The sequence below is a fragment of the Ruegeria sp. CDSC085 genome, assembly GCF_059610465.1.
On the sequence record NZ_JBXWNR010000004.1, the window covers coordinates 108,139 to 129,622 of the forward strand.

General features: G+C 56.4%; 22 protein-coding genes. 14 read left to right on the plus strand and 8 right to left on the minus strand.

Annotated features, from left to right (window positions below; genetic code table 11):
* The 11 genes from AC2FJB_RS08430 to AC2FJB_RS08480 all read left to right on the plus strand — a co-directional run bounded on the left by AC2FJB_RS08430 (nt 1) and on the right by AC2FJB_RS08480 (nt 9,859).
* Nucleotides 1-594, plus strand: a complete 594-nt coding sequence (locus AC2FJB_RS08430) for a 2-hydroxychromene-2-carboxylate isomerase (RefSeq protein ID WP_496718015.1) — start codon at nt 1-3, stop codon at nt 592-594.
* Between the two features lie 69 nt (nt 595-663).
* A complete protein-coding gene (locus tag AC2FJB_RS08435; protein ID WP_299639479.1) occupies nt 664-1,227 on the plus strand; it encodes a NifU family protein in 564 nt (187 codons plus the stop codon).
* Nucleotides 1,217-1,807 carry a tRNA (adenosine(37)-N6)-threonylcarbamoyltransferase complex dimerization subunit type 1 TsaB gene (gene tsaB / locus AC2FJB_RS08440; RefSeq protein ID WP_496718014.1) on the plus strand — a complete coding sequence of 197 codons (591 nt, stop codon included), beginning with the start codon at nt 1,217-1,219 and terminating at the stop codon, nt 1,805-1,807. Before AC2FJB_RS08435 ends, tsaB begins: the two co-directional genes overlap by 11 nt.
* 11 nt (nt 1,808-1,818) lie before the next feature.
* Nucleotides 1,819-2,238, plus strand: coding sequence for a GNAT family N-acetyltransferase (locus AC2FJB_RS08445; protein ID WP_496818136.1), 420 nt, complete (start codon nt 1,819-1,821; stop codon nt 2,236-2,238).
* Between the two features lie 138 nt (nt 2,239-2,376).
* A complete protein-coding gene (locus tag AC2FJB_RS08450) occupies nt 2,377-3,375 on the plus strand; it encodes a BMP family lipoprotein (protein ID WP_117870287.1) in 999 nt (332 codons plus the stop codon).
* 95 nt (nt 3,376-3,470) lie between these two features.
* On the plus strand, nt 3,471-5,000 hold the full coding sequence (locus AC2FJB_RS08455; RefSeq protein ID WP_299899100.1) for an ABC transporter ATP-binding protein: 1,530 nt from the start codon (nt 3,471-3,473) through the stop codon (nt 4,998-5,000).
* Nucleotide 5,001: 1 nt separating this feature from the next.
* Entirely contained in the window at nt 5,002-6,096 is a 1,095-nt protein-coding gene (locus tag AC2FJB_RS08460) for an ABC transporter permease (protein ID WP_496672287.1), read from the plus strand.
* Nucleotides 6,096-7,064 (plus strand): ABC transporter permease, encoded by a 969-nt coding sequence (locus tag AC2FJB_RS08465; RefSeq protein ID WP_496718012.1) that lies wholly within the window; start codon nt 6,096-6,098, stop codon nt 7,062-7,064. Before AC2FJB_RS08460 ends, AC2FJB_RS08465 begins: the two co-directional genes overlap by 1 nt.
* A gap of 90 nt (nt 7,065-7,154) precedes the next feature.
* Nucleotides 7,155-8,078, plus strand: a complete 924-nt coding sequence (locus AC2FJB_RS08470; protein WP_117870295.1) for a sulfite exporter TauE/SafE family protein — start codon at nt 7,155-7,157, stop codon at nt 8,076-8,078.
* A gap of 90 nt (nt 8,079-8,168) precedes the next feature.
* Entirely contained in the window at nt 8,169-9,089 is a 921-nt protein-coding gene (locus AC2FJB_RS08475; protein WP_299639497.1) for a sulfite exporter TauE/SafE family protein, read from the plus strand.
* A 2-nt stretch (nt 9,090-9,091) separates the two neighbouring features.
* Entirely contained in the window at nt 9,092-9,859 is a 768-nt protein-coding gene (locus AC2FJB_RS08480; RefSeq protein WP_496718011.1) for a TIGR02186 family protein, read from the plus strand.
* Between the two features lie 3 nt (nt 9,860-9,862).
* On the opposite strand, the gene AC2FJB_RS08485 is transcribed toward AC2FJB_RS08480, so the two are convergent.
* From AC2FJB_RS08485 to AC2FJB_RS08510, 6 genes are all read right to left on the minus strand, one after another.
* Entirely contained in the window at nt 9,863-10,591 is a 729-nt protein-coding gene (locus AC2FJB_RS08485; RefSeq protein WP_117870302.1) for an SDR family oxidoreductase, read from the minus strand.
* Nucleotides 10,588-12,120 carry an ATP-dependent DNA helicase gene (locus AC2FJB_RS08490; protein WP_496718010.1) on the minus strand — a complete coding sequence of 511 codons (1,533 nt, stop codon included), beginning with the start codon at nt 12,118-12,120 and terminating at the stop codon, nt 10,588-10,590. The genes AC2FJB_RS08485 and AC2FJB_RS08490 overlap by 4 nt, the downstream gene beginning before the upstream one ends.
* 60 nt (nt 12,121-12,180) lie before the next feature.
* Nucleotides 12,181-12,819: an acyl-homoserine-lactone synthase gene (locus AC2FJB_RS08495; RefSeq protein WP_496718009.1), complete on the minus strand. Its 639-nt coding sequence runs from the start codon at nt 12,817-12,819 to the stop codon at nt 12,181-12,183.
* A gap of 83 nt (nt 12,820-12,902) precedes the next feature.
* Complete coding sequence (locus AC2FJB_RS08500) at nt 12,903-13,622, minus strand: helix-turn-helix transcriptional regulator (protein WP_496718007.1); 720 nt, start codon at nt 13,620-13,622, stop codon at nt 12,903-12,905.
* Nucleotides 13,623-13,990: 368 nt separating this feature from the next.
* Nucleotides 13,991-15,274 carry a crotonyl-CoA carboxylase/reductase gene (gene ccrA / locus AC2FJB_RS08505; RefSeq protein ID WP_496718006.1) on the minus strand — a complete coding sequence of 428 codons (1,284 nt, stop codon included), beginning with the start codon at nt 15,272-15,274 and terminating at the stop codon, nt 13,991-13,993.
* Nucleotides 15,275-15,410: 136 nt separating this feature from the next.
* Entirely contained in the window at nt 15,411-16,775 is a 1,365-nt protein-coding gene (locus tag AC2FJB_RS08510; RefSeq protein WP_496718005.1) for a 1-acyl-sn-glycerol-3-phosphate acyltransferase, read from the minus strand.
* 144 nt (nt 16,776-16,919) lie between these two features.
* Between AC2FJB_RS08510 and AC2FJB_RS08515 the strand changes: the two genes are divergently transcribed.
* The 3 genes from AC2FJB_RS08515 to deoD all read left to right on the plus strand — a co-directional run bounded on the left by AC2FJB_RS08515 (nt 16,920) and on the right by deoD (nt 20,058).
* Entirely contained in the window at nt 16,920-18,887 is a 1,968-nt protein-coding gene (locus AC2FJB_RS08515) for a methylmalonyl-CoA mutase family protein (protein ID WP_496718003.1), read from the plus strand.
* Between the two features lie 124 nt (nt 18,888-19,011).
* A complete protein-coding gene (locus tag AC2FJB_RS08520) occupies nt 19,012-19,329 on the plus strand; it encodes an H-NS histone family protein (protein ID WP_496718001.1) in 318 nt (105 codons plus the stop codon).
* An 18-nt stretch (nt 19,330-19,347) separates the two neighbouring features.
* Entirely contained in the window at nt 19,348-20,058 is a 711-nt protein-coding gene (gene deoD / locus AC2FJB_RS08525) for a purine-nucleoside phosphorylase (RefSeq protein WP_117870320.1), read from the plus strand.
* Nucleotides 20,059-20,094: 36 nt separating this feature from the next.
* Here the strand turns inward: deoD and AC2FJB_RS08530 are convergent, their stop codons facing one another.
* Nucleotides 20,095-20,958 (minus strand): urea carboxylase-associated family protein, encoded by an 864-nt coding sequence (locus tag AC2FJB_RS08530; RefSeq protein WP_496717999.1) that lies wholly within the window; start codon nt 20,956-20,958, stop codon nt 20,095-20,097.
* Between the two features lie 290 nt (nt 20,959-21,248).
* Nucleotides 21,249-21,389, minus strand: coding sequence for a hypothetical protein (locus AC2FJB_RS08535; protein ID WP_299899122.1), 141 nt, complete (start codon nt 21,387-21,389; stop codon nt 21,249-21,251).
* Nucleotides 21,390-21,484: the final 95 nt, after the last annotated feature.

Consider the following 21,484-nt stretch of genomic DNA (forward strand, 5'->3'; position numbering starts at 1 on the left):
ATGGCGAAGACAGTACAGTTCTGGTTCGAATTCGCCTCGACCTATTCCTACCTCAGCGCAATGCGGATCGAAGCGGCCGCAGAAGAAATGGGCGTTGCCGTAGAATGGCACCCTTTCTTACTGGGTCCGATTTTCGCGGATCAGGGTTGGCGCACCTCACCTTTCAACTTGTATCCGGCCAAGGGGCGGTACATGTGGCGCGATATGGAACGTCTGTGTGAAGCGCGGGGACTGCCTTTTTCAAAGCCTGATCCGTTTCCGCAGAATTCGCTCAAGGCAGCGCGTCTGGTTCTGGCCATTGAAGATCACAAGGAACGGGCGGCGTTTGTTCGGGCTGTCTACAGCGCCGAATTCGGCGCCAGGCAGAATATCTCAGAGGACAGCGTTTTGACCTCCTGTCTCAGCGAGGCAGGGTTGTGCAGCAGCGTGATGAACCGCGCAGGGGACACGGACATAAAAGAGGCCCTGTTCGAACAATCTGCCCGTGCCAAGGTGCTTGGCCTGTTTGGTGCACCAAGTTTTCTGGCCGGGGGGGAGTTGTTCTGGGGCGATGACCGTCTGGATGACGCACTTGAATACGCCTCGACAATTTAGAATCGTTCCAAATCTTGACTTCCAGTACGCCTGCGCGCATATCAGAAGCACATCAGACGGAGCGCCCTCATGTTCATCCAGACCGAATCCACCCCCAATCCGGCCACGTTGAAATTCCTGCCCGGCCAAACGGTGCTGGAAGCTGGAACAGCGGATTTCCCAACTGCGGAAGCGGGCGAAAAATCCCCGCTGGCCAAGCGCATATTTGCAGTCAACGGTGTGACCGGCGTGTTCTTTGGCAATGATTTTGTCACCGTTACCAAAACGGACGACGTTCAGTGGGATCACATTAAACCGGCCATTCTTGGTGCGGTGATGGAGCATTATCAATCCGGCCAACCCGTTATGGGCGCAGATGCCGCCGGAGCATCAGGCCATGCCGAGCACTCTGGCGAAGACGCTGAAATCGTAAACCAGATCAAGGATTTGCTGGACAGTCGCGTACGCCCTGCGGTGGCTCAGGATGGGGGAGACATCACGTTCCACGGTTTTGATCGCGGCGTGGTCTATCTGCACATGCAGGGGGCCTGCGCAGGCTGCCCGTCTTCGACATTGACCCTGAAGATGGGTATCGAAAACCTTCTGCGCCATTACATTCCGGAAGTGACCGAGGTTCGCCCTGTTGCCGTCTAACCCGACGATTCTGGCGTTTGACACATCGGCCGCGCATTGCGCGGCCGCTTTGTTGCGCGATGGCAAGATCGTGACGTCCCGTGCCGAAGCAATGTCTCGCGGCCAGGCCGAGCGATTGATTCCGCTGTTGGAAGACGTTCTGGCAGAAACCGGATGTGATTGGGCTGGTCTGGACGCAATCGGCGTTGGGATAGGGCCCGGTAATTTCACCGGCATCCGCATTTCGGTCTCGGCCGCGCGGGGTCTTGCGCTTGGGCTTGAAATCCCTGCGGTCGGGGTTTCCGGTTTTGATGCCCTGCGTGAGCTGGCGGAAGAAGGGCAGATACCGGCGATCCCTGCCCCGCGCGACCAGGTTTATGTGAAAATGCCCGGTGCCGATCCTTGTCTTTTGCCCAGGGCCGAAGCAGAACTTGGCGGGCCGTTGTTTTCCTGCTCTGACCCAGCCTTGCAGGCACAAGCCATCGCCCTTCTGGCCGCGCAGCGCTGGGACAGTGTCAGTTCGCCTCCGGCACCTTTGTACGTGAGGTCTGCGGACGCGGCCCCTTCCCGCGATACACCCCCTGTACTGCTGGACAAATGACACCGCACGAGATGGCAACGATTCACGCCGCTGCGTTCTCACAATCGCGCGGCTGGACAGAAGGTGAATTCACCGCTCTTCTCGAAAACCGCTTTACTCATTCCATCGGAGATTCTCGGTGTTTTGCCCTGTTTCAGGTGATTCCGGGCGAAGCCGAGTTGCTGACTATTGCGACCCATCCCTCGTTTCAAAGGCAGGGCCTGGCACTTCGACTCATGCACGAATGGCATGATCAGGCGATCGATTTTCAGGCGACACGTGCCTTTCTGGATGTTGCAACCGACAACATTGCGGCCATTTCCCTGTACAGTCGATGCGGATATCGGCAGTGCGGGTTGCGCAAGGATTATTATGCGCGAGAAAAGGGCCAAAAAGTTGATGCATTTGTAATGGAATGCTGCCTGCCCCAACGGCAATCGCCCATTTTTTAGACCATTTGGTCAGAATTCAGTTGACCATGGTGGTTGCAAACCCCCTTAATACCCGCCATCACAACAGTTATGCTCGCTAAAAGTGGGTGAACGGGGCTAATCTGACCCTGTGCCAACAAAATAAACTGGGAGACTGAAATGACCCTGATGAAATCCTTGATGGGTGCTGCCGCTGCGGTCGCAATGTCAGCTGGAGCGGCTCTGGCCGAGCCGGCGGTAATCTTTGACCTGGGTGGCAAGTTCGACAAGTCCTTCAACGAAGCCGCCTATAACGGCGCGCAGCGCTGGGCCAATGAAACCGGCGGCAAGTATCTGGAAATCGAAATTCAGGCAGAACCGCAGCGCGAACAGGCTCTGCGCCGTTTTGCGGAATCCGGTGCAAATCCGATCATCACCATGGGGTTCGGAATCGCTGACGCCCTGGCCGCTGTTGCAAGTGATTACCCCGACACCAAATTCGTCGCTGTTGACGTGACTTGGCTGGACACACCAAACATCCGCCAGATTGGCTTTGCCGAGCACGAAGGATCTTACCTGGTCGGCATGATGGCTGCCATGGCGTCGAAAACCGGCACCGTTGGTTTCATCGGAGGCATGGACATCCCGTTGATTCGCCATTTCGGCTGCGGCTATGCTCAGGGCGCAAAGGCTGTGAACCCGGACATCAACGTTGTCGCCAACATGACTGGCACGACTCCTGCTGCCTGGAACGATCCGGTAAAAGGCTCAGAGCTTACAAAAGCACAGATCAGCCAGGGCGCTGATGTGATTTACGCCGCGGCCGGCGGAACCGGCGTTGGCGTTCTGCAGACTGCGGCTGACGAAGGCATCCTGTCGATTGGTGTGGACAGCAACCAGAATCACCTGCATCCCGGCAAAGTGCTGACTTCGATGCTGAAGCGTGTGGACGTTGCTGTTTATGAAGCGATGAAGGCGGGTGATGGTGTCGAAACCGGTGTATTCATCATGGGTCTGGCTGAAGACGGTGTTGGCGTTGCCATGGACGAAAACAACAAGGAACTTGTTTCAGTTCGCATGAGCGACGCTGTCGACGAAGCCCGCAAGGGTATCATCAACGGCGATATCAATGTTGTAAGCTACTACGAGAACGACAGCTGCCCGGCACTGCAGTTCTGATTACCTGCGGGGCGGGAGGACGCCTTCCGCCTCGCCACCCACTTCGCCATCCGAGCGGACAGCCGGATGGGTTTCTCGGCAGTTGAGGGCAAGACATGACCGTCCCAGCCATTGAGCTCAAAGGGATATCCAAAGCCTTTGGGCCAGTTCAGGCCAACAAAGACATCTCGATCAGTGTTGCACCCGGTACGATCCATGGGATTATCGGTGAAAACGGCGCAGGCAAATCCACGTTGATGAGCATCCTCTTCGGCTTTTACAAAGCCGACAAAGGTGAGATTTGGATCAATGGCACCAAGACCGACATCCCTGACAGCCAGGCGGCCATTGCCTCGGGCATCGGGATGGTGTTCCAGCATTTCAAACTGGTGGAAAACTTCACCGTCCTGGAAAACATCGTTCTGGGTGCCGAGGATGGCGGGTTGCTGGCCCCGTCACTGGCAAAAGCCCGCAAAGAGCTGAAAGAGCTCGAGGAAGAATACGAACTGTTCGTCGATCCCGACAAGCGCATCGACGAGATCGGCGTGGGGATGCAGCAGCGGGTCGAAATCCTGAAGGCGCTGTACCGCAAGGCCGAAATTCTGATTCTGGACGAACCGACCGGCGTGTTGACCCCAGCCGAAGCCGATCAGTTGTTCCGCATCCTCGACCGACTGAGGTCCGAGGGCAAAACAGTCATCGTGATCACCCACAAACTGCGCGAAATCATGGAAAACACCGACACGGTGTCGGTTATGCGGCGCGGGCAAATGACGGCGACTGTCAAAACATCCGAGACCAGTCCCGAGGAGCTGGCAGAACTGATGGTCGGCCGCAAGGTCCTGCTGCAAGTCGACAAGGTACCTGCGACGCCCGGCAAACCCATCCTCGAGATCGAAAATCTCAGCGTTTTCGATTCGGCCGGCGTTGAACGGGTCAAGAGTATCGACCTGACCGTACGCGCAGGTGAGATCGTCGGCATCGCCGGCGTGGCCGGCAATGGTCAATCCGAACTGCTGGAAGTTCTTGGCGGAATGCGTCCGGGACAGGGCACGATCAAACTGAACGGCGAGCCGCTGGCACTGAGTGGTGCAGGATCAGATGGTCAGGCCCGTCGCGCGCAACACATCGCCCACGTGCCCGAAGACCGGCAGCGGGAAGGCCTAATCATGGATTTCCACGCATGGGAAAACGTGGCCTTCGGGTATCACCGCGACCCGGCCTATAAACGCGGTATCTTTATGGACAACGCGGCGTTGCGTGCCGATACCGAAGCCAAGATCGAGAAATTCGACGTCCGTCCACCCAATCCATGGTTGGCAGCCAAGAGTTTCTCGGGCGGCAACCAGCAGAAAATCGTTGTTGCACGCGAGATTGAACGCAACCCTGACCTGCTGCTGGTCGGCCAACCCACGCGTGGCGTGGACATCGGTGCCATCGAGTTCATTCACAAACAGATTGTTGCGCTGCGCGATCAGGGCAAGGCTATCCTGCTAGTATCGGTCGAACTGGAAGAAATCTTCTCGCTCTCGGACCGGATCGCGGTGATGTTTGACGGACATATCATGGGAGAACGCCTGCCCCATGAAACAGATGAAAAAGAGCTGGGCCTGCTGATGGCCGGTGTTGCGGGAGAGGCCGCGTAACATGGAAAAAATGCCTAAATGGGCGGATGTCATTCTGATCCCGCTGATCAGTTTGATACTGGCCGCAATCCTTTCGGCGCTGGTCATTCTCGCCATCGGCGAAAACCCTGTCGAAGCGGTCAAACTTATGGTCACTGGTGCGCTGGGATCGACCTATGGCTGGGGCTATACGCTCTATTATGCAACGAACTTCATGTTTACCGGTCTGGCAGTGGCCGTCGCCTTCCACGCCCGTATGTTCAACATCGGGGGCGAAGGTCAGGCGATGCTGGGCGGGCTGGGCGTGGCCATGGTCTGTCTGTATGTCGATTGGCCGCATTGGAGCATTGCCTTGCTTGCAGCCTGCGCAGCGTCGATGCTGTTCGGCGCGCTATGGGCGGCAATTCCGGCCTATCTTCAGGCAAAGCGTGGCAGCCACATCGTGATCACCACGATCATGTTCAACTTCATCGCCGCTGCTTTCCTGAATTACATGCTGGTCAATGTCATGCGCCCCCAAGGGTCGCAGGATCCGGCCACCGCGCGGTTCTCTGAAAGCGTGCATCTGCCGTCTTTCCAGGAGATGTTCTCAACCGCAGAGAACGTTGTTTTCCGAGGTGCACCGGCGAATATAACCTTCTTCATCGCGTTGCTTGCCTGCGTCGTTGTCTGGGCACTGATCTGGCGCACGCGTCTGGGTTATGAAATCCGGGCTTACGGCCATTCCGAGACCGGCGCTGTTTATGCCGGTATTTCACCTGTGCGTATCACGATTGTTGCGATGCTGATTTCCGGCGGGCTAGCGGGGCTGATGGCCATCAACAATGTCATGGGCGAAGCTGAGCGACTGGTAATGAACTCGACCGAGGGCGCGGGTTTCATTGGCATCGCCGTGGCACTGATGGGGCGGTCACATCCGTTCGGTGTGTTTCTGGCCGCGCTCTTGTTCGGGTTTCTGTATCAGGGTGGCGCCGAGCTGGCGCTGTGGGCTTCGATCCCGCGGGAACTGATCGTGGTTATTCAGGCACTGGTCATCCTGTTCACCGGTGCATTGGATAACATGGTGCGAATACCGCTTGAAAAACTGTTTCTTGGTATGCGGAAGAGGGCTGAGTGATGGAAATCTTCGTTACCCTCATTCAGGTTCTGGATTCGACCATTCGCCTGTCTACGCCGCTGCTGCTTGCCTGTCTGGCCGGTCTTTTTTCGGAGCGAGCCGGTATCTTCGACATCGGCCTCGAAGGCAAGATGTTGATGGCAGCGTTCTTTTCTGCTGCCATCGCTGCTGTCACAGGGTCGGTTTGGCTGGGCCTGCTGGCTGGTATCGCGTCCTCGTTGTTGCTGTCGGGTCTGCATGGGCTGGCATCGATCACCTTCCGGGGCAACCAACTGATATCGGGTGTGGCCATTAACTTTCTTGCCTCGGGTTTGACTGTTCTGGTCGCCCAAAGCTGGTTTCAGCAGGGTGGGCGGACACCATCGCTGTTTGGCGGTGGGCGGTTCGAACCGATCAACTTCCCCTTCGCCGAGTCCCTCAGCGGTGTGCCGATTGTCGGCCCCATCTATTCCGAATTGCTCTCGGGCCACTCGATCCTGGTTTATGTCGCGTTCCTGATGGTTCCAGGCACTTGGTGGATTCTATATCGCACCCGGTTCGGTCTGCGCCTGCGGGCCGTAGGTGAAAACCCTGCGGCGGTGGACACTGCTGGTGTCTCAGTGGTCGGCCTGCGGTTCGCTGCTGTCGCCATCTGTGGCGTGCTGTGCGGTATTGCAGGCGCCTATCTGGCCACAGCCTTGCAGGCCGGGTTCGTCAAAGAAATGACCGCCGGTCGTGGCTTTATCGCATTGGCTGCCCTGATCTTTGCCAAGTGGCGCCCGTGGCATGCCATGTGGGCCTGCTTGCTGTTTGGTCTGTTGCAAGCGGTCGCGCTGCGGTTCCAGAACATCGACCTGGGTGGTATTGTGATTCCCGTGCAGGTGATGGACGCCCTGCCCTACATCCTGACGGTGGTGATTCTGGCCGGTTTTGTCGGCAAAGCCATTCCACCTCGGGCTGGTGGAGAACCCTACGTCAAAGAACGCTGATAAGGCCAGTTGTGAACTGAGTTTCAGTCCTGTTCGCTGCAGAGCGGCATGCAGAGTTGATTTTGCATGCCGCAACCGTTCTAAGAGGGTATGCACGTATACCTTCCCATAGCAGAAGTTTCTGTCAGCCCATTCCTGCTTTTGGGGATCGGCGGAGCTGTCGGCATTCTGTCCGGCATGTTCGGGGTCGGAGGTGGATTTTTGATCACTCCGTTGCTGTTCATTATCGGCATACCCCCTGCGGTTGCTGTGGCAACATCAGCCAATCAGGTTGTTGCCTCGTCTATTTCGGGTTTGTTGGCGCATCTCAGACGCAAGACCGTGGACCTTAAAATGGGAAGCGTTCTGCTGGCCGGAGGGTTGTTTGGTGCGGCTCTTGGGATGGTTGTTTTCAATTTCCTCAAGCATCTCGGACAGGTCGATCTGGCGGTACAGCTTTGCTATGTCGTGTTTTTGGGGGCCATCGGGACCCTGATGTTCATCGAAAGCCTGGCGGCGATCCGAAAGGTCAGCCAGTCAGGCAATGAACCTGCCCCCAAGCGACGCCAGCGAACCTGGATTCATGCCCTCCCGTTCAAGACGCGGTTCCCAGCATCGGGCCTTTACATCTCGGTCATACCCCCGGCGCTGGTCGGATTTGGCGTTGGTGTTCTGTCGGCGATCATGGGAGTCGGCGGTGGGTTCATCATGGTGCCCGCAATGATCTATGTCCTTGGTATCCCGACAAAAGTGGTAATTGGGACATCCCTGTTCCAGATAATTTTCGTCGCCGGGTTCACAACGATGATACATGCGTCGACCAACTACAGTGTCGACGTGGTCCTCGCCCTGTTCCTGTTGCTCGGCGGTGTTCTGGGTGCGCAATTCGGGACTCAGATCGGTGCACGCCTGAAAGCCGAACAGTTGCGTATTCTATTAGCGCTTCTTGTTATGGGCGTTGCGGGAAAGATCGGGTTTGACCTTCTGTTACCGCCGGGAGAGATCTTTTCCCTGGCAGAACCCGGGGGGGTATGATGTGTTTGACCCGTAGCACACGACAATAACCACACTTGAACTCGCAACCATTAACAGGCAAGCCACGCGCATACGCAAAGTGACGGTATCATGTATATTTACCTGCCCATAGCCGAAGTCTCGGTGAACGCATTTCTACTCCTTGGTCTGGGCGGCATGGTCGGCATCCTATCCGGAATGTTCGGTGTCGGTGGCGGCTTTTTGATGACCCCGCTGCTTTTCTTCATCGGCATTCCCCCGGCAGTGGCTGTTGCAACTGAGGCCAATCAGATTGTCGCATCGTCCTTTTCCGGTGTTCTGGCGCATTTTCGACGAAAAACCGTGGACTTCAAAATGGGAACGGTGCTGCTGACCGGCGGTTTGATCGGGGCCGCTTTGGGTGTGGTTGTTTTCAACTACCTCAAAAGCCTGGGTCAAGTCGATCTGCTGGTGACGCTTTGTTACGTTGTTTTTCTCGGCGTCATTGGCAGCCTGATGTTCATCGAAAGCCTCAGGGCGCTGCGCAAAGCCAAGAAGGGCGGCGCGGCCCCAGCCAAACGCCGACAGCGTGGCTGGGTTCACGCCATGCCCTTCAAAATGCGTTTCCGCACTTCAGGCCTGTATATCTCGGTCATTCCACCGGCTTTGGTTGGTCTGTGCGTTGGGGTTTTGTCCGCGATCATGGGTGTCGGCGGTGGCTTCATCATGGTCCCTGCCATGATCTATTTACTCGGTATGCCGACCAAGGTTGTTGTCGGCACGTCGCTGTTTCAGATCATCTTTGTGACAGCCTTCACCACAATGTTGCACGCCACCACCAACTATACGGTTGATGTTGTTCTGGCGGTCTTGTTGCTGGTAGGCGGCGTCATTGGCGCCCAGATCGGAACCGTGATCGGAGCGCGGATGCCGGCGGAACAATTGCGCGTGTTGCTGGCTGCGCTGGTTCTGGTCGTATGCGGCAAGCTGGCACTTGATCTGCTTCTTGAACCCGCCGAGCTCTACTCGCTTGGCAATGGCGGAGGGCACTGAGGATGCTGCGTTCATTAACTACCGCCCTATGCTTGTTCTGCACGCCCGCTTTGGCAGCGGAAGAGCAGGTTGTCCTTGGTCTCAGCCAGGACCGGGTTGCCATCACCGCTACATTCGACGGATCGGAACTTCTGATTTTTGGGGCCATCAAACGGGAAACCCCAATCCCTTCCGGCCCACCAGTTGAAGTCATCGTCGCAGTTGCGGGTCCGTCCGAACCTGTCACCGTGCGACGCAAGGAACGCAAACTTGGGATTTGGGTGAACACCGACAGCGTTCTGGTCGACCTTGCACCCAGCTTTTATGCTGTTGCGACCAGCGGGCCCTTCGACGAAATCCTGTCCGACACCGAGGACCTGCGCTACCGGATTTCCATCGAACGCGCGATCCGCTCAGTCGGTGCCGCGATGCACATCCGGGGCGCACAGGACTTTGCAGATGCCGTGATTAGGATTCGTGAGAACGAACACCTTTATTCCATCCGCGAAGAGACCGTGGCAGTGGATGAACAGACCTTGTTCCGTACTTCAATCGACATGCCTGCAGACCTGACGGAAGGCGATTATGCCGCCCGGATATTCCTGACCCGGGGCGGAGAGGTCGTCTCGCAATATGAAGCGATCATTGATGTCCGGAAAGTTGGCCTGGAGCGTTTTTTGTACAATATGTCCCGCCAACAGCCCGTCTGGTACGGCCTGATGTCGCTGGTCATAGCGATTGCGGCAGGCTGGGGAGCCTCAACAGCCTTCCGGCTGTTGCGTGAAAAATAACGGTCAACCTCGGCCGATATAGGGCATGGTCGTGGCCATGACGGTCATGAATTGCACGTTGGCCTCGGGCGGCAGGCTTGCCATATGCAGGACCGAGCGCGCGGCGTCTTCCACAGCCATCGTCGGGTCTGGTGTCTCGCCAGCGGCTTGCGCCGCATCCACAAGGCCTTGCACCATCTGCGTGCGCGCGTTTCCGATGTCGATCTGCCCGCAGGCAATTCCAAAGGGTCGCCCATCCAGCGAAAGGCTGCGCGTCAGCCCTGTAATGGCGTTCTTTGTGGCCGAATAGTGCACCGAATTCGGGCGTGGAACATGCGCGGCTATAGAGCCGTTGTTTATGATCCGCCCGCCTTGCGGGTTTTGGTAGCGCATGAATCTGAAGGCTTCGCGAGCGCACAAGAACATGCCGTTCAGGTTCACGTTGACGCTTTGGTACCAATCGTCCAAAGCGATCTCGTCAATCGTGCCGCCCGGTGCAAATATCCCGGCGTTGTTGAACAGAACATCCAGCCGCCCCGTGCGGTCCACGAAGGACCGGAAAGCCCGTTCGACCGCATCCGGGTCGGTCACATCCGCAGGCAGAACAACAACCGCCTGATGCTCCTTTGCCAGAGTTTCCAGCTTTTCCTTGCCGCGGGCCAAAAGCCCAACCGTCCACCCTTCGGACAAGAACAGCTGGGCTGTTGCACGGCCAATACCTGAACTGGCACCCGTTACGATGATGGATTTCATGTCTCTTCCACTTCCAATGTCAGCGAAGCGGCCGGGATCGCCCGCAAATCGTCCACACGCAGGGGGTGCGTAGGTTTTGACAGGCGATTGCGCACCACCCAGATCAAACGTTCCTGCGCGCGCGTGATCGCGACATATGCCAAACGTTTCCACAATGGCTGACCGGCCTCGGTCCGGCCCATGCGAGCGGCGGCATAGAGATCCGGAGCGAACACCTGAACCGTATCCCATTGGGACCCTTGCGCCTTGTGGATCGTAACGGCCGCCCCGTGCAAAAAGGTCGCCCCCATGCGGGCAGCGTAGGGAATAAAAGGCTCTTCCTCGTCGGGTTTTTCGATCTGAACGATCGAGGCGGCACTGACCTGAGGGTCTTCGGCCCCAATCACATGCAGGCGTGAAAAACCCGGTTTCCGACCGGGCCCGAGATATACGACCTGGGCCCCTTTGATCAGCCCGCGCGCCTCAAGATCCAGCCGTTTCTTGCGATGTTTCATGGGCAACTCAGTCCCATCACAAATGAGCGGTTCACCGGCCAGCAGTTCCGTATCCGGCGCACCGTAAACTTGCCTGAAAGCCTGTATCAACCGAATGCGAGTGGCGTTGCGCCAGACAAGAACCGGGCTTCGAGCCATCAAATCCACTTCAACCCGCTGGCCCCAGACAACCCGGTCATCCCGACGAGCGGATTCTTCTACCAGTCGTTCGAAACCCTCGAAGCCCATTGCCGGATCGGCCAGCGCATGCGCAAGATCCAGAATTGGATTGTCCGCATCCTGGCGGTGCACCCGCTGGAGTGTCAGCTTCCTGGGCTCGGGCAAAGCCTCGAACACCATGCTACCGGACTGATTAACCGGAGCCAGCTGAGCCGGATCCCCAAACAACAGAAGGGTCGGGAAAATCTCCTTGAGATCGTCAAACTGACGGTCATCCAGCATCGACGCCTCATCGACCAACCCGATATCCAGCGGCTCATCACGGCGCTTCCACCCTGTGATGAAATCCGATCCTCGCAATCCAGCGGCGGCCAACGCCCCGGGGATCGATTTGTTGTTTTGATAAAAAGCAGCCGCACGATCCAAGGCTTCATCTGTCAAACCTTCGATATTGGGGCGTTCGTCATTGCCGGCCAACCATTCGGCAATACGCTCGTATTCCGGATCATAGACCGGCGTGTACAATATGCGGTGAATCGTGGTCGCAGGCACACCGCGCAATCGCAGAACGCTTGCAGCCTTGTTCGTCGGCGCCAGGATGGCAAGGCTGCGCTTGTCTTTCGATTTGCGGCTTTCATAATCGCCGGACACGATCTGAACACCCGTCTCTGCCAGTGCCTTGTACAGCTCGGCCAACAGAAGCGTTTTGCCCGAACCTGCTTTGCCGATAACGGCCATCACACCGGATTTTCCTGTGCCCGGCAGTTTCAGAAGGGCATCATCTTCCAGATCAACACCTGCCGATCGCAACATCTCGGCGATGCTGTCAAACGCGGCGGCCTGATCTTCAGAGAAAGTCACATTCGGCAAAGACATGGCGCGACCCTACAGGGCCGCGCCAGCCATCACCAGATGTGAATTTGCGTTTTCCGGCACTTAAGCGGACAGGGCGAACCGGTGCTGTTTCCTGGGGCCAAATGCGGTCCTGAACCACATCCGCGACAGGTCGCGCGGGATGCCCGCACGCTCGGCCACTCGGTTGCAGTCGCCCGCTGAATAGGGCCACAAGCCGACTGAAATCTGATCGCGCCCGCTGCCCTGGGTTCCCAGAACCTCGGGCGACGACCCGATCAGGCGATAGATTCTGATCATGCGGGCATCGAATACGCCAGCAATATGAGTCAGGCCGAAGCCTTCCATCATTTCGCCTCCGCTCAGCATGATGGCGCCGGCAGTATGCGGGCTGGCTGTTCGCGACAGGCAGAACCGGGTCACCTCCCAGATCAGAAGGCTGCAAATCGGCTTGCCGCCATTCAGATGGCCAAAAACCTCATTGATCATGACCCGACCTGTTGTGGGCAATACCCGCATCGACCCTCCGTGGCTGCCATCCGGCTCTTCCCAGATGACATAAAGCGGATTGAGATCATCGTATTCGTCCCGCTCTTCCCCTTTCTCGTTGACGTGGACATCCCACCCCAACCGGGTCTTGAACTGATCCGCGCGATCTTTGAACATCCCCTCTGCCAGAATCGGAAATCTGTGTAACTCATCGGCATATAGATAACGCAACATGACTTGTTCCCCTTGTCGTCCTGTGCAGGAACGAAGGGAGTACAGAGTCGTGGTTAATTTTGCGTTTGGAGGCCGTTCAGCCCTTAAACCACTATTAATCCTCGGCTTAGTGCCGTGGCGATTGCGTGGGTTGTGTTATGAGCGCCTAGTTTCGACCGCGCACTTTCAATGTAAACGCGTAACGTGTGTTCGGAAATCGTCAGGGAATGGGCCACTTGGGCCCGGCTGTACCCCAACGCCAAAAGTGTGATCGCGTCTATTTCCCTTGGTGACAAGCTGCGTGGGCAGTCCGGTTGCCTGTCTTTTTCAAACTCCAGCGCCTTGCGATTTATGTAATGCGCAACAAGAATCAAATCACGCCCGTAAGTCGAGATAAAGCTTTTCCAGGTTGGATCATCACAACTGTGGTTGACCGTAAACAGGGCGAACTGACCATTTGGACCCCGAATTGGGATGGAATACCCCTGATTGCCAACGCTATGGTTTTGCGCATCCAGAAGGAAGGATTTTGCCACTTTGCTGGACCAATCCAGCGACTTCCAGTCAACCGGGTGAAATCGCTGGAAGCACCCCAAGATGACGGGGTCGATGCGGTGATAGTTTTTTTCTCTGTAGCGCTCATCCCAGGCGTCTGAATAGGTGGTGTAGCCGTATTGATCTCCGGCACCGTCAACCCAGTGATACGTCAGGTGCTCGACCTTCAATGCGTCCCGCAGACGCTCAGCTACTGCACTGAGTTCTTCAAGCGTGTTGGTGTTTTCCAAATCCTGCAGGATCTGACTCAAATCGACCTTTGTTGCCATCCGCGGGCGCCCGTGCCTCGTTCTTCAAGGACGCAATCTCGGCCGCCGCGATCAGTCTTGTGTCATCAAGCTGCTCTGCAAGCGCGCTCAACCCATTCGCAACGGCGAAAGCATTGAGGTCCGACAATACGTCCAATATCCACTCATTTTGCGCCATCAGGGTCTCTCTGAAACAGTTAACGAAGGGTTAACACAACCATAACATGTATGATCTTTTTTGGCCTATTCACCGGTTTCTACTCCCCAAAAATAGCGATGGAAAAAAACACAAGCATTTGAAAGCTCATCAAAAGGCTCAACAGCGCAAAACATCCGCGAACCGAACAGGCGATTCGCGGGTGTTTTTTGTCTACAACCCTTACGGGCGATCACCCTGCGTCCAGGACTTCCTCGAGAGTGCGCAGACCGGTGCGGGGCGCCTGCACGAGAACGGACATGTTGCCCGGCTTGTGCTCGTTCCGAAGCATTTTCATGTGCGCCTCCGGCAGGTCGTTCCATGCGAACACCTCGGACATGCAGGGGTCCAGACGACGTTCTACCATCAGCTTGTTCGCAGCTGCCGCCTGTTTCAGGTGGGCAAAGTGTGAGCCCTGCAAACGCTTCTGGTGCATCCACATGTAGCGTACGTCAAACGTGCAGTTGAAACCCGAGGTGCCGGCGCAAATCACGACCATACCGCCTTTTTTGACCACGAAGGTCGACACAGGGAAAGTGCTTTCGCCTGGGTGCTCGAACACCATATCAACATTGTTGCCCTTGCCGGTTATGTCCCAGATCGCCTTGCCGAACTTGCGGGCCTCTTTGAACCACTCGGCGTATTCCGGCGTATTGACTGTGGGCAGCTGACCCCAGCAGTTGAAGTCCCGTCGGTTCAGAACACCCTTGGCCCCCAGACCCATAACAAAATCACGTTTGCTTTCGTCCGAGATCACTCCGATCGCATTCGCGCCTGCGGTATTGATCAACTGAATCGCATAAGAGCCCAAGCCACCCGACGCGCCCCAGACTAGGACGTTCTGACCCGGTTTCAGATCGTGCGGCTCGTGGCCAAACAGCATCCGGTACGCGGTTGCCAGCGTCAGGGTGTAGCACGCCGCTTCTTCCCATGTCAGATGCTTGGGGCGCGGCATAAGCTGCTGTGCCTGCACGCGGGTGAACTGGCTGAAAGAGCCATCAGGTGTTTCATAACCCCAAATCCGCTGGCTGGGCGAATACATCGGATCGCCGCCGTTGCATTCCTCGTCGTCACCATCGTCCTGGTTGCAGTGGATCACGACCTCATCGCCGACTTTCCAGCGCTTTACCTTGTCACCAACGGCCCAAACGATGCCCGACGCATCCGAACCGGCAATGTGGTAAGGTGCCTTGTGACCATCAAACGGGCTGATCGGCTGCCCCAGAGCAGCCCAGACGCCGTTATAGTTGACCCCAGCGGCCATAACCAGAACCAGAACTTCGGTGCTGTCCAAGGCCGGAACATCGACAACTTCCTGCTGCATGGCCGTGTTCGGCTCGCCATGACGTTCCTTACGGATGGCCCAAGCATACATTTTCTTTGGGACATATCCCATGGGTGGGATTTCACCCATTTCATACAAATCTTTTTCGGGTGCCTCGTACGACGCGATACCACTTTCGGTGTCCAAAGCCATGCTGGCCTCCTCTTTTCAGTACCTTTGCCGCGACGCAGAATCGCGCGCTTCACAGAATGAAATATTGGCCGCTGCGAAATATTGCAACTGTTTTTGGCTTCACTTTGAAATTTTATGACCCAGCGAGTGCAGAAAGTTATTTCGCGAATGCAGAAATATCGCTCCCCGAACCAGCCGGAACGGATGCTGCATAATAGTCCAGAAGATCGCTTCGCTGACCTGATACCGTCAGCATGTTCCCCTGTCGGCTCAGAATCCGGCGTTCAACCAATTGATCCAAAGCAATTGATATGGCCTGCGAATTATCCTCTGTCTGCGGGTCATCGCGTTCCATCATCTGTTGGATACGTGACAGCACGTCTTCTTCGGGCATTGGCCCGTTGTCGCGCACCAGCAAACAGGCCGCTGGTGCCGGCACCAGCGGAATAGCATGCTGGATACGCTGCATCAGCGCCCGAGCCAAATCAGTCATCATGTCGTCGCTGCCCTCAGCCCGGAAGTCCTTCAGAGAGATCGGCCCCCCGTACCGGACGGACGCCAGACCGAACCGCTTGTATCGGCCGATCAAACGACGCCAAAACTGTTTCAATATCCAGCGCGTGATGACGCCGATCCGCGCGCGAAATCGCCGTTCTGTGCCAAGCGCCGCCCGGGTCAGGATAGTGTCTTCCAACACACGGTCGTAATTCAGTGCCACCGGAACAAACACTACATCACGTCCCTGTGGCGATGCTCCATCCATAATATATTTGAGCAGCCCAAGCTTTGGGCGGGCAATGGCCCCGGTCAGGCTCAGCCCGCCTTCTGGAAACATGGCTTGGGTCACGCCGGCCTCGGTTGCGTGGCGCACATAAGTGGACAGAACCTGACGATAGAGCTCGTTGCCGGACTTGCGCCGGATGAAGTAAGCCCCCATCGCCCGAATCAATCGGCTCAGCGGCCAGACACGCGCCCATTCTCCTACTGCATAGGACAAAGCGGAGTGATGGGCGGCAAGATACGTGACCAATACGTAATCCATGTTGCTCCGGTGGTTCATGACAAAGACAACGGTTGCTTCAGGGTCGATGGTCTTGACGGTTTCTTCGTCTTGATAGCTAAGCCGCACCTCGTAGAATGTGTTGCTCAGCAGCCGGGCCAGTCGAATCGCAAAGCTGAAATAGGCGAAGGCCGAAAAGGATGGCACGATCTCACGGGCATAGCGGCGCGCCTGCTCCGAGGCGACAGCCTCGGGCATACCAGTTTCGCGGGCATGTTGCTGAACCGCCTGACCGACCTGCGGATCATAAATCAATTGCTGAATCATGTCGTGTCGACGCGCCAGCTTGAAGGGCTGGATCGGGCGTTGAAGGCGCTGGTTCAGACGTGCCACCGCGCGCTCCAGCCTCCGGCGGAAAAACCAGCGGACAGACGGGAACAAGAAATGCGATGCGAAAGTGACCATGGCAAAGACCACGATCAGCACGAAAAGCCAAAGCGGAAGTTCCACGGTTTGCGTCATAGCCGCACATTGCCACCAATCACACTGACCCACAATCTGAACAATTGCGACATGCCGCAACGCAGCGAATTGACATATCCCGAAAATTGCGCTTTAGAACCTCAAGACGTAATTTTATTGCCCACTGAAACGCGAGGCCCCGCAATGACGCAGACGCAGAAAGATCGCCCCTGGCTCATCCGAACCTATGCTGGTCATTCCACAGCCAAAGCCTCGAACGCGCTCTATCGGGGAAACCTTGCGAAAGGCCAAACCGGTCTCTCCGTTGCCTTCGATCTGCCGACACAAACAGGCTATGACAGCGACCACACTTTGGCGCGCGGTGAAGTCGGCAAGGTGGGTGTACCAGTCTGCCATCTGGGTGACATGCGAGTTCTGTTCGACCAGATACCCTTGGAACAGATGAACACCTCAATGACCATCAATGCCACTGCCCCATGGCTTTTGGCGCTGTATATCGCCGTCGCGGAAGAGCAAGGCGCGGATGTGTCGAAACTGCAGGGCACAGTTCAAAACGACCTCATCAAGGAATACCTGAGCCGCGGAACTTATGTTTGCCCACCAAAGCCGTCACTTAAGATGATCGCGGACGTGGCCGGGTATTGCTACACCAATGTTCCGAAATGGAACCCGATGAACGTGTGCTCGTATCACCTGCAAGAGGCGGGTGCGACGCCAGAGCAGGAACTGGCCTATGCGCTGGCCACGGCCATCGCCGTTCTGGACGAATTGCGCCCACGAGTACCTGCCGAGGATTTCCCCGCACTCTGCGGCCGCATTTCCTTTTTTGTGAATGCTGGTATCCGCTTTGTCACCGAAATGTGCAAAATGCGCGCGTTCGTTGATCTTTGGGATGAAATACTGCAACAGCGTTATGGCGTAGAGAATCCGAAATTCCGTCGATTCCGCTATGGCGTGCAGGTGAACTCTCTGGGGCTGACCGAGCAACAGCCGGAAAACAACGTCTACCGCATCCTGATCGAGATGTTGGCCGTAACCCTTTCGAAAAATGCGCGCGCCCGTGCAGTGCAGTTGCCCGCCTGGAACGAGGCTCTGGGTCTGCCGCGCCCATGGGACCAGCAGTGGTCGATGCGGATGCAGCAGATCCTAGCCTACGAAACCGATCTGCTGGAATACGATGACCTGTTCGATGGCAACCCCGCTGTCGATGCCAAGGTGCAAGAGCTGAAAGAAGGCGCGCGGGCCGAATTGGCCAACCTGGATTCGATGGGCGGCGCAGTCGCTTCGATCGAATACATGAAGTCCCGACTGGTGGATTCCAACGCTGAACGCCTGAACCGGATCGAGCGCAACGAAACCGTTGTTGTTGGTGTGAACAAATGGATCGAAGGCGAGGCATCGCCCCTGCAGACCGAAGACGGTGGCATCATGGTTGTTGATCCTGCTGTGGAACAAGAACAGATCGACCGCCTGAATACGTGGCGCACAGAGCGGGACGAAACGGCCGTAGCGGCCACCCTGGCTGCGCTGCGCGAAGCAGCACGGACCGGGGCAAACATCATGGAACCCTCCATCGCCGCCGCAAAGGCAGGCGTGACAACGGGCGAATGGGCCGAAGAGATGCGAAAGGTATACGGAACCTATCGCGGCCCAACCGGCGTTTCGGGGTCCGTTTCGAACAAGACCGAAGGTCTGGACGACCTGCGTGCCGCCGTTGATGCCGTCAGCGACAAGCTGGGCCGCCGCCTGAAGTTTCTGGTAGGCAAACCCGGACTGGACGGCCATTCCAATGGTGCCGAACAGATTGCCTTCCGTGCCCGCGATTGCGGTATGGACATCAGCTATGAAGGCATTCGCCTGACACCCGAAGAAATCGTTGCGGCCGCCCGCGAAGATGACGCGCATGTCATTGGATTGTCGATCCTGTCCGGCAGCCACCTGCCGCTGGTCAAAGACGTCATGGAACGTCTACGACAGGCGGGGTTGTCTCATATCCCAGTCGTGGTTGGTGGCATTATTCCGGACGAAGATGCCGAAAAACTGAAAACCATGGGTGTTGCCAAGGTCTACACCCCGAAAAACTTCGAACTCAATTCGATAATGGGCGATATTGTTACTCTGGCAGATCCTCAGAACCTCGCAGCAGAGTAATTAAGGTTTAAGGCACTTTTTCTCCTGTTTCAGTCCCTGAAATATTCGGGATGGAATAAGCTGATTTTTGGAATTACGGTGCGCGCTCATGTGCACCGTAATTATTATCTAGTGGAGAAGACTGATGGGGATCAATCTTGAGCAAATGTCACGTAAAGACCTTTTGGCTTTGCGTGATGACGTTGAAAAAGCTTTGATAAAGGCAGAAAAGCGCGAACGTCACGAAGCATTGAAAGCCGCAGAAAAGGCCGCGGCAGAATTTGGCTTCTCTTTGTCTGAACTGTCCGGAGAAGCACCGCGCAGTTTAAAGCCAACAAAAACAAAGGCTAAATACCGCAATCCGGAAAATCCCGATCAAACCTGGACCGGCCGCGGCCGCAAACCTCAATGGGTGCATGACGCGCTGACGGCAGGAGCAGATATTTCGGAATTGGAAATTTAATCTGAGTGTTTTGGAAAAATGACAATTCATATTGGCGCCGAAAAAGGCGAAATAGCTGAAACCGTTCTTTTGCCTGGTGATCCGTACCGGGCAAAATGGGCGGCCGAGACGTTTTTGGTCGATGTTAAACAGGTCAATAACGTTCGAGGAATGCTTGGCTTTACAGGAAACTGGAAGGGAAATCCCGTAACAATACAGGGAAGTGGCATGGGAATGCCGTCTCTTTCAATTTACGTGAACGAGTTGATCCGCGATTACGATGCAAAAACCCTGATCCGCATTGGCTCGTGCGGGGGGATGCAGGACAGCGTCAAAATTCGTGACGTTATTCTGGCCATGACATCAACCACGCTGAGCACACCGTCGCGCGGCATCATGAAAGAGCTCAACTTTGCGCCCTGCGCCGATTGGGAGCTGCTGCAAGCTGCCGCCACAGCGGCTGCCGCCAAAGGAACGCCAACCCATGTTGGTGGAATTTACTCGTCAGATGTCTTTTATGACGAGCGTCCGGATCTCAACGAACAAATGGTGCGTCACGGCATTCTGGGAGTCGAGATGGAAGCAGCCGAACTGTATATTCTGGCCGCGCGTCATAAGTGCAGGGCGTTGGCTGTACTTACGATTTCGGATCACTTGTTGACCGGAGAGGCTCTGCCATCATCAGAACGTGAAAGCAGCTTTGGCGATATGGTCGAGATCGCACTTCAGGCCGCATTCCCGAACAGCTGACAAAGCGCAGGTACCGAATATTGGTGCCTGCCGATCCTAACGCCCGTGCGAGCGATCATAACCGTTGCTCGCGGGGCTTCCCCACCCCTCCAAATCGCCTCTAGCCGGCGCAAAAACCTCGACCAGCAAGGGGTAACACGCAGCTGTGTCCGAGGAATGCTCGGATGAACAATCCCCACCCGGACAGGCGCTGAGATTGCCCAGCAGATCAATCTCGGCAAAGAACTCCAGAAAATCTCCGGGACGTACGGGTGAGGCTTTCATGAAGTACTGACCAGTGTCGCGGGTGAAACCAGTGCACATGAAGACATTCAAAACATCGTGCACCGCAGGCTCGGCTTCGATCAGCGGAATATTGAGGTGATCAGCAAGCGCGCGGGTCAGGTTGGAGTGGCAGCAATGGTGGTATTGCGTGCCGGACAAAAGGTTGCCCGTATACGGATCGCATCGCGTGCCGATGACGTCATGAACCGACCCCCCATAGGTATCGATCCCGTACCACTCCAGCGTATCCGCAATAATCGTGGCCATCGGGCGCAGATGAGGGAAACTGGACCACATCCGCTCTCCGGTGGTCAGATGCGTGCCATGCAGCGCCCGGGTTTTTCCGGAATAGAAGCGTTCCGACAAGTCGTTTAGGTTCCAGACGTTCAGATCGCCAACCTGCGGCCCCTCGACGGAAGTGATGCGAAAGAAATGGCCGGCAGGCACTTCAAAACAACGCGCATCACGTGGCGAAACCAGCACTTCGCCCGTTTTGCTTGCACGTTCGCGAAGGGACCTCATCCAGCGCACATCGGGTCGCGGCAATGCCTCGTTCGGGTAACAGATGACAGGGGCCACCGCGCGACGGGATTCGGCATCTTCGGGAGGATGGATAGTGTTTTCTGAAACGGTCATGCCGGGCAGAGTGGCGCATTATTCAGCCCGCGAAAAGCACTATCTTTCAGGGATCACGCGCCCTCAAACACCGCAAAGGTTGGTCCAGTGCAGTGATTTCGGCACCGCAGAAGCTGCACCGCCAGATGCCGTGTCTCTTGTCCTGCCGCCACCTACACTCACGTGTCAGCCCGGAATGGCGCGAGCGCCAGAGGAAATAGGCAAACACGCCGGCCACCAGAAGAAGCAGAAGAACAGGCATCCCTCTGCTTTGCCGATAAACCGTCAGTTTTCAAGTCTTGCCGCCCGTATCAGGCTGCGTTTGCGTATTCGAACAGCTCTGGTTCCTTGTCAGCCTTGGCAGGTTCGGGCGTGTAATAGGCCCATGCCTGTTCAAGCAGGTACAGCGCTTCTTGGGCGTCGGTTTTCTGTTTGAATGTGTCTTTGCTCATTGGAGTGATCCTGATTAAAGCTCATCACTCCTCCCTGCCCAAAAAAATATAGCAATGCAGCCGGGGCTGCATCGCCTAATTTTGCAAGATGGACA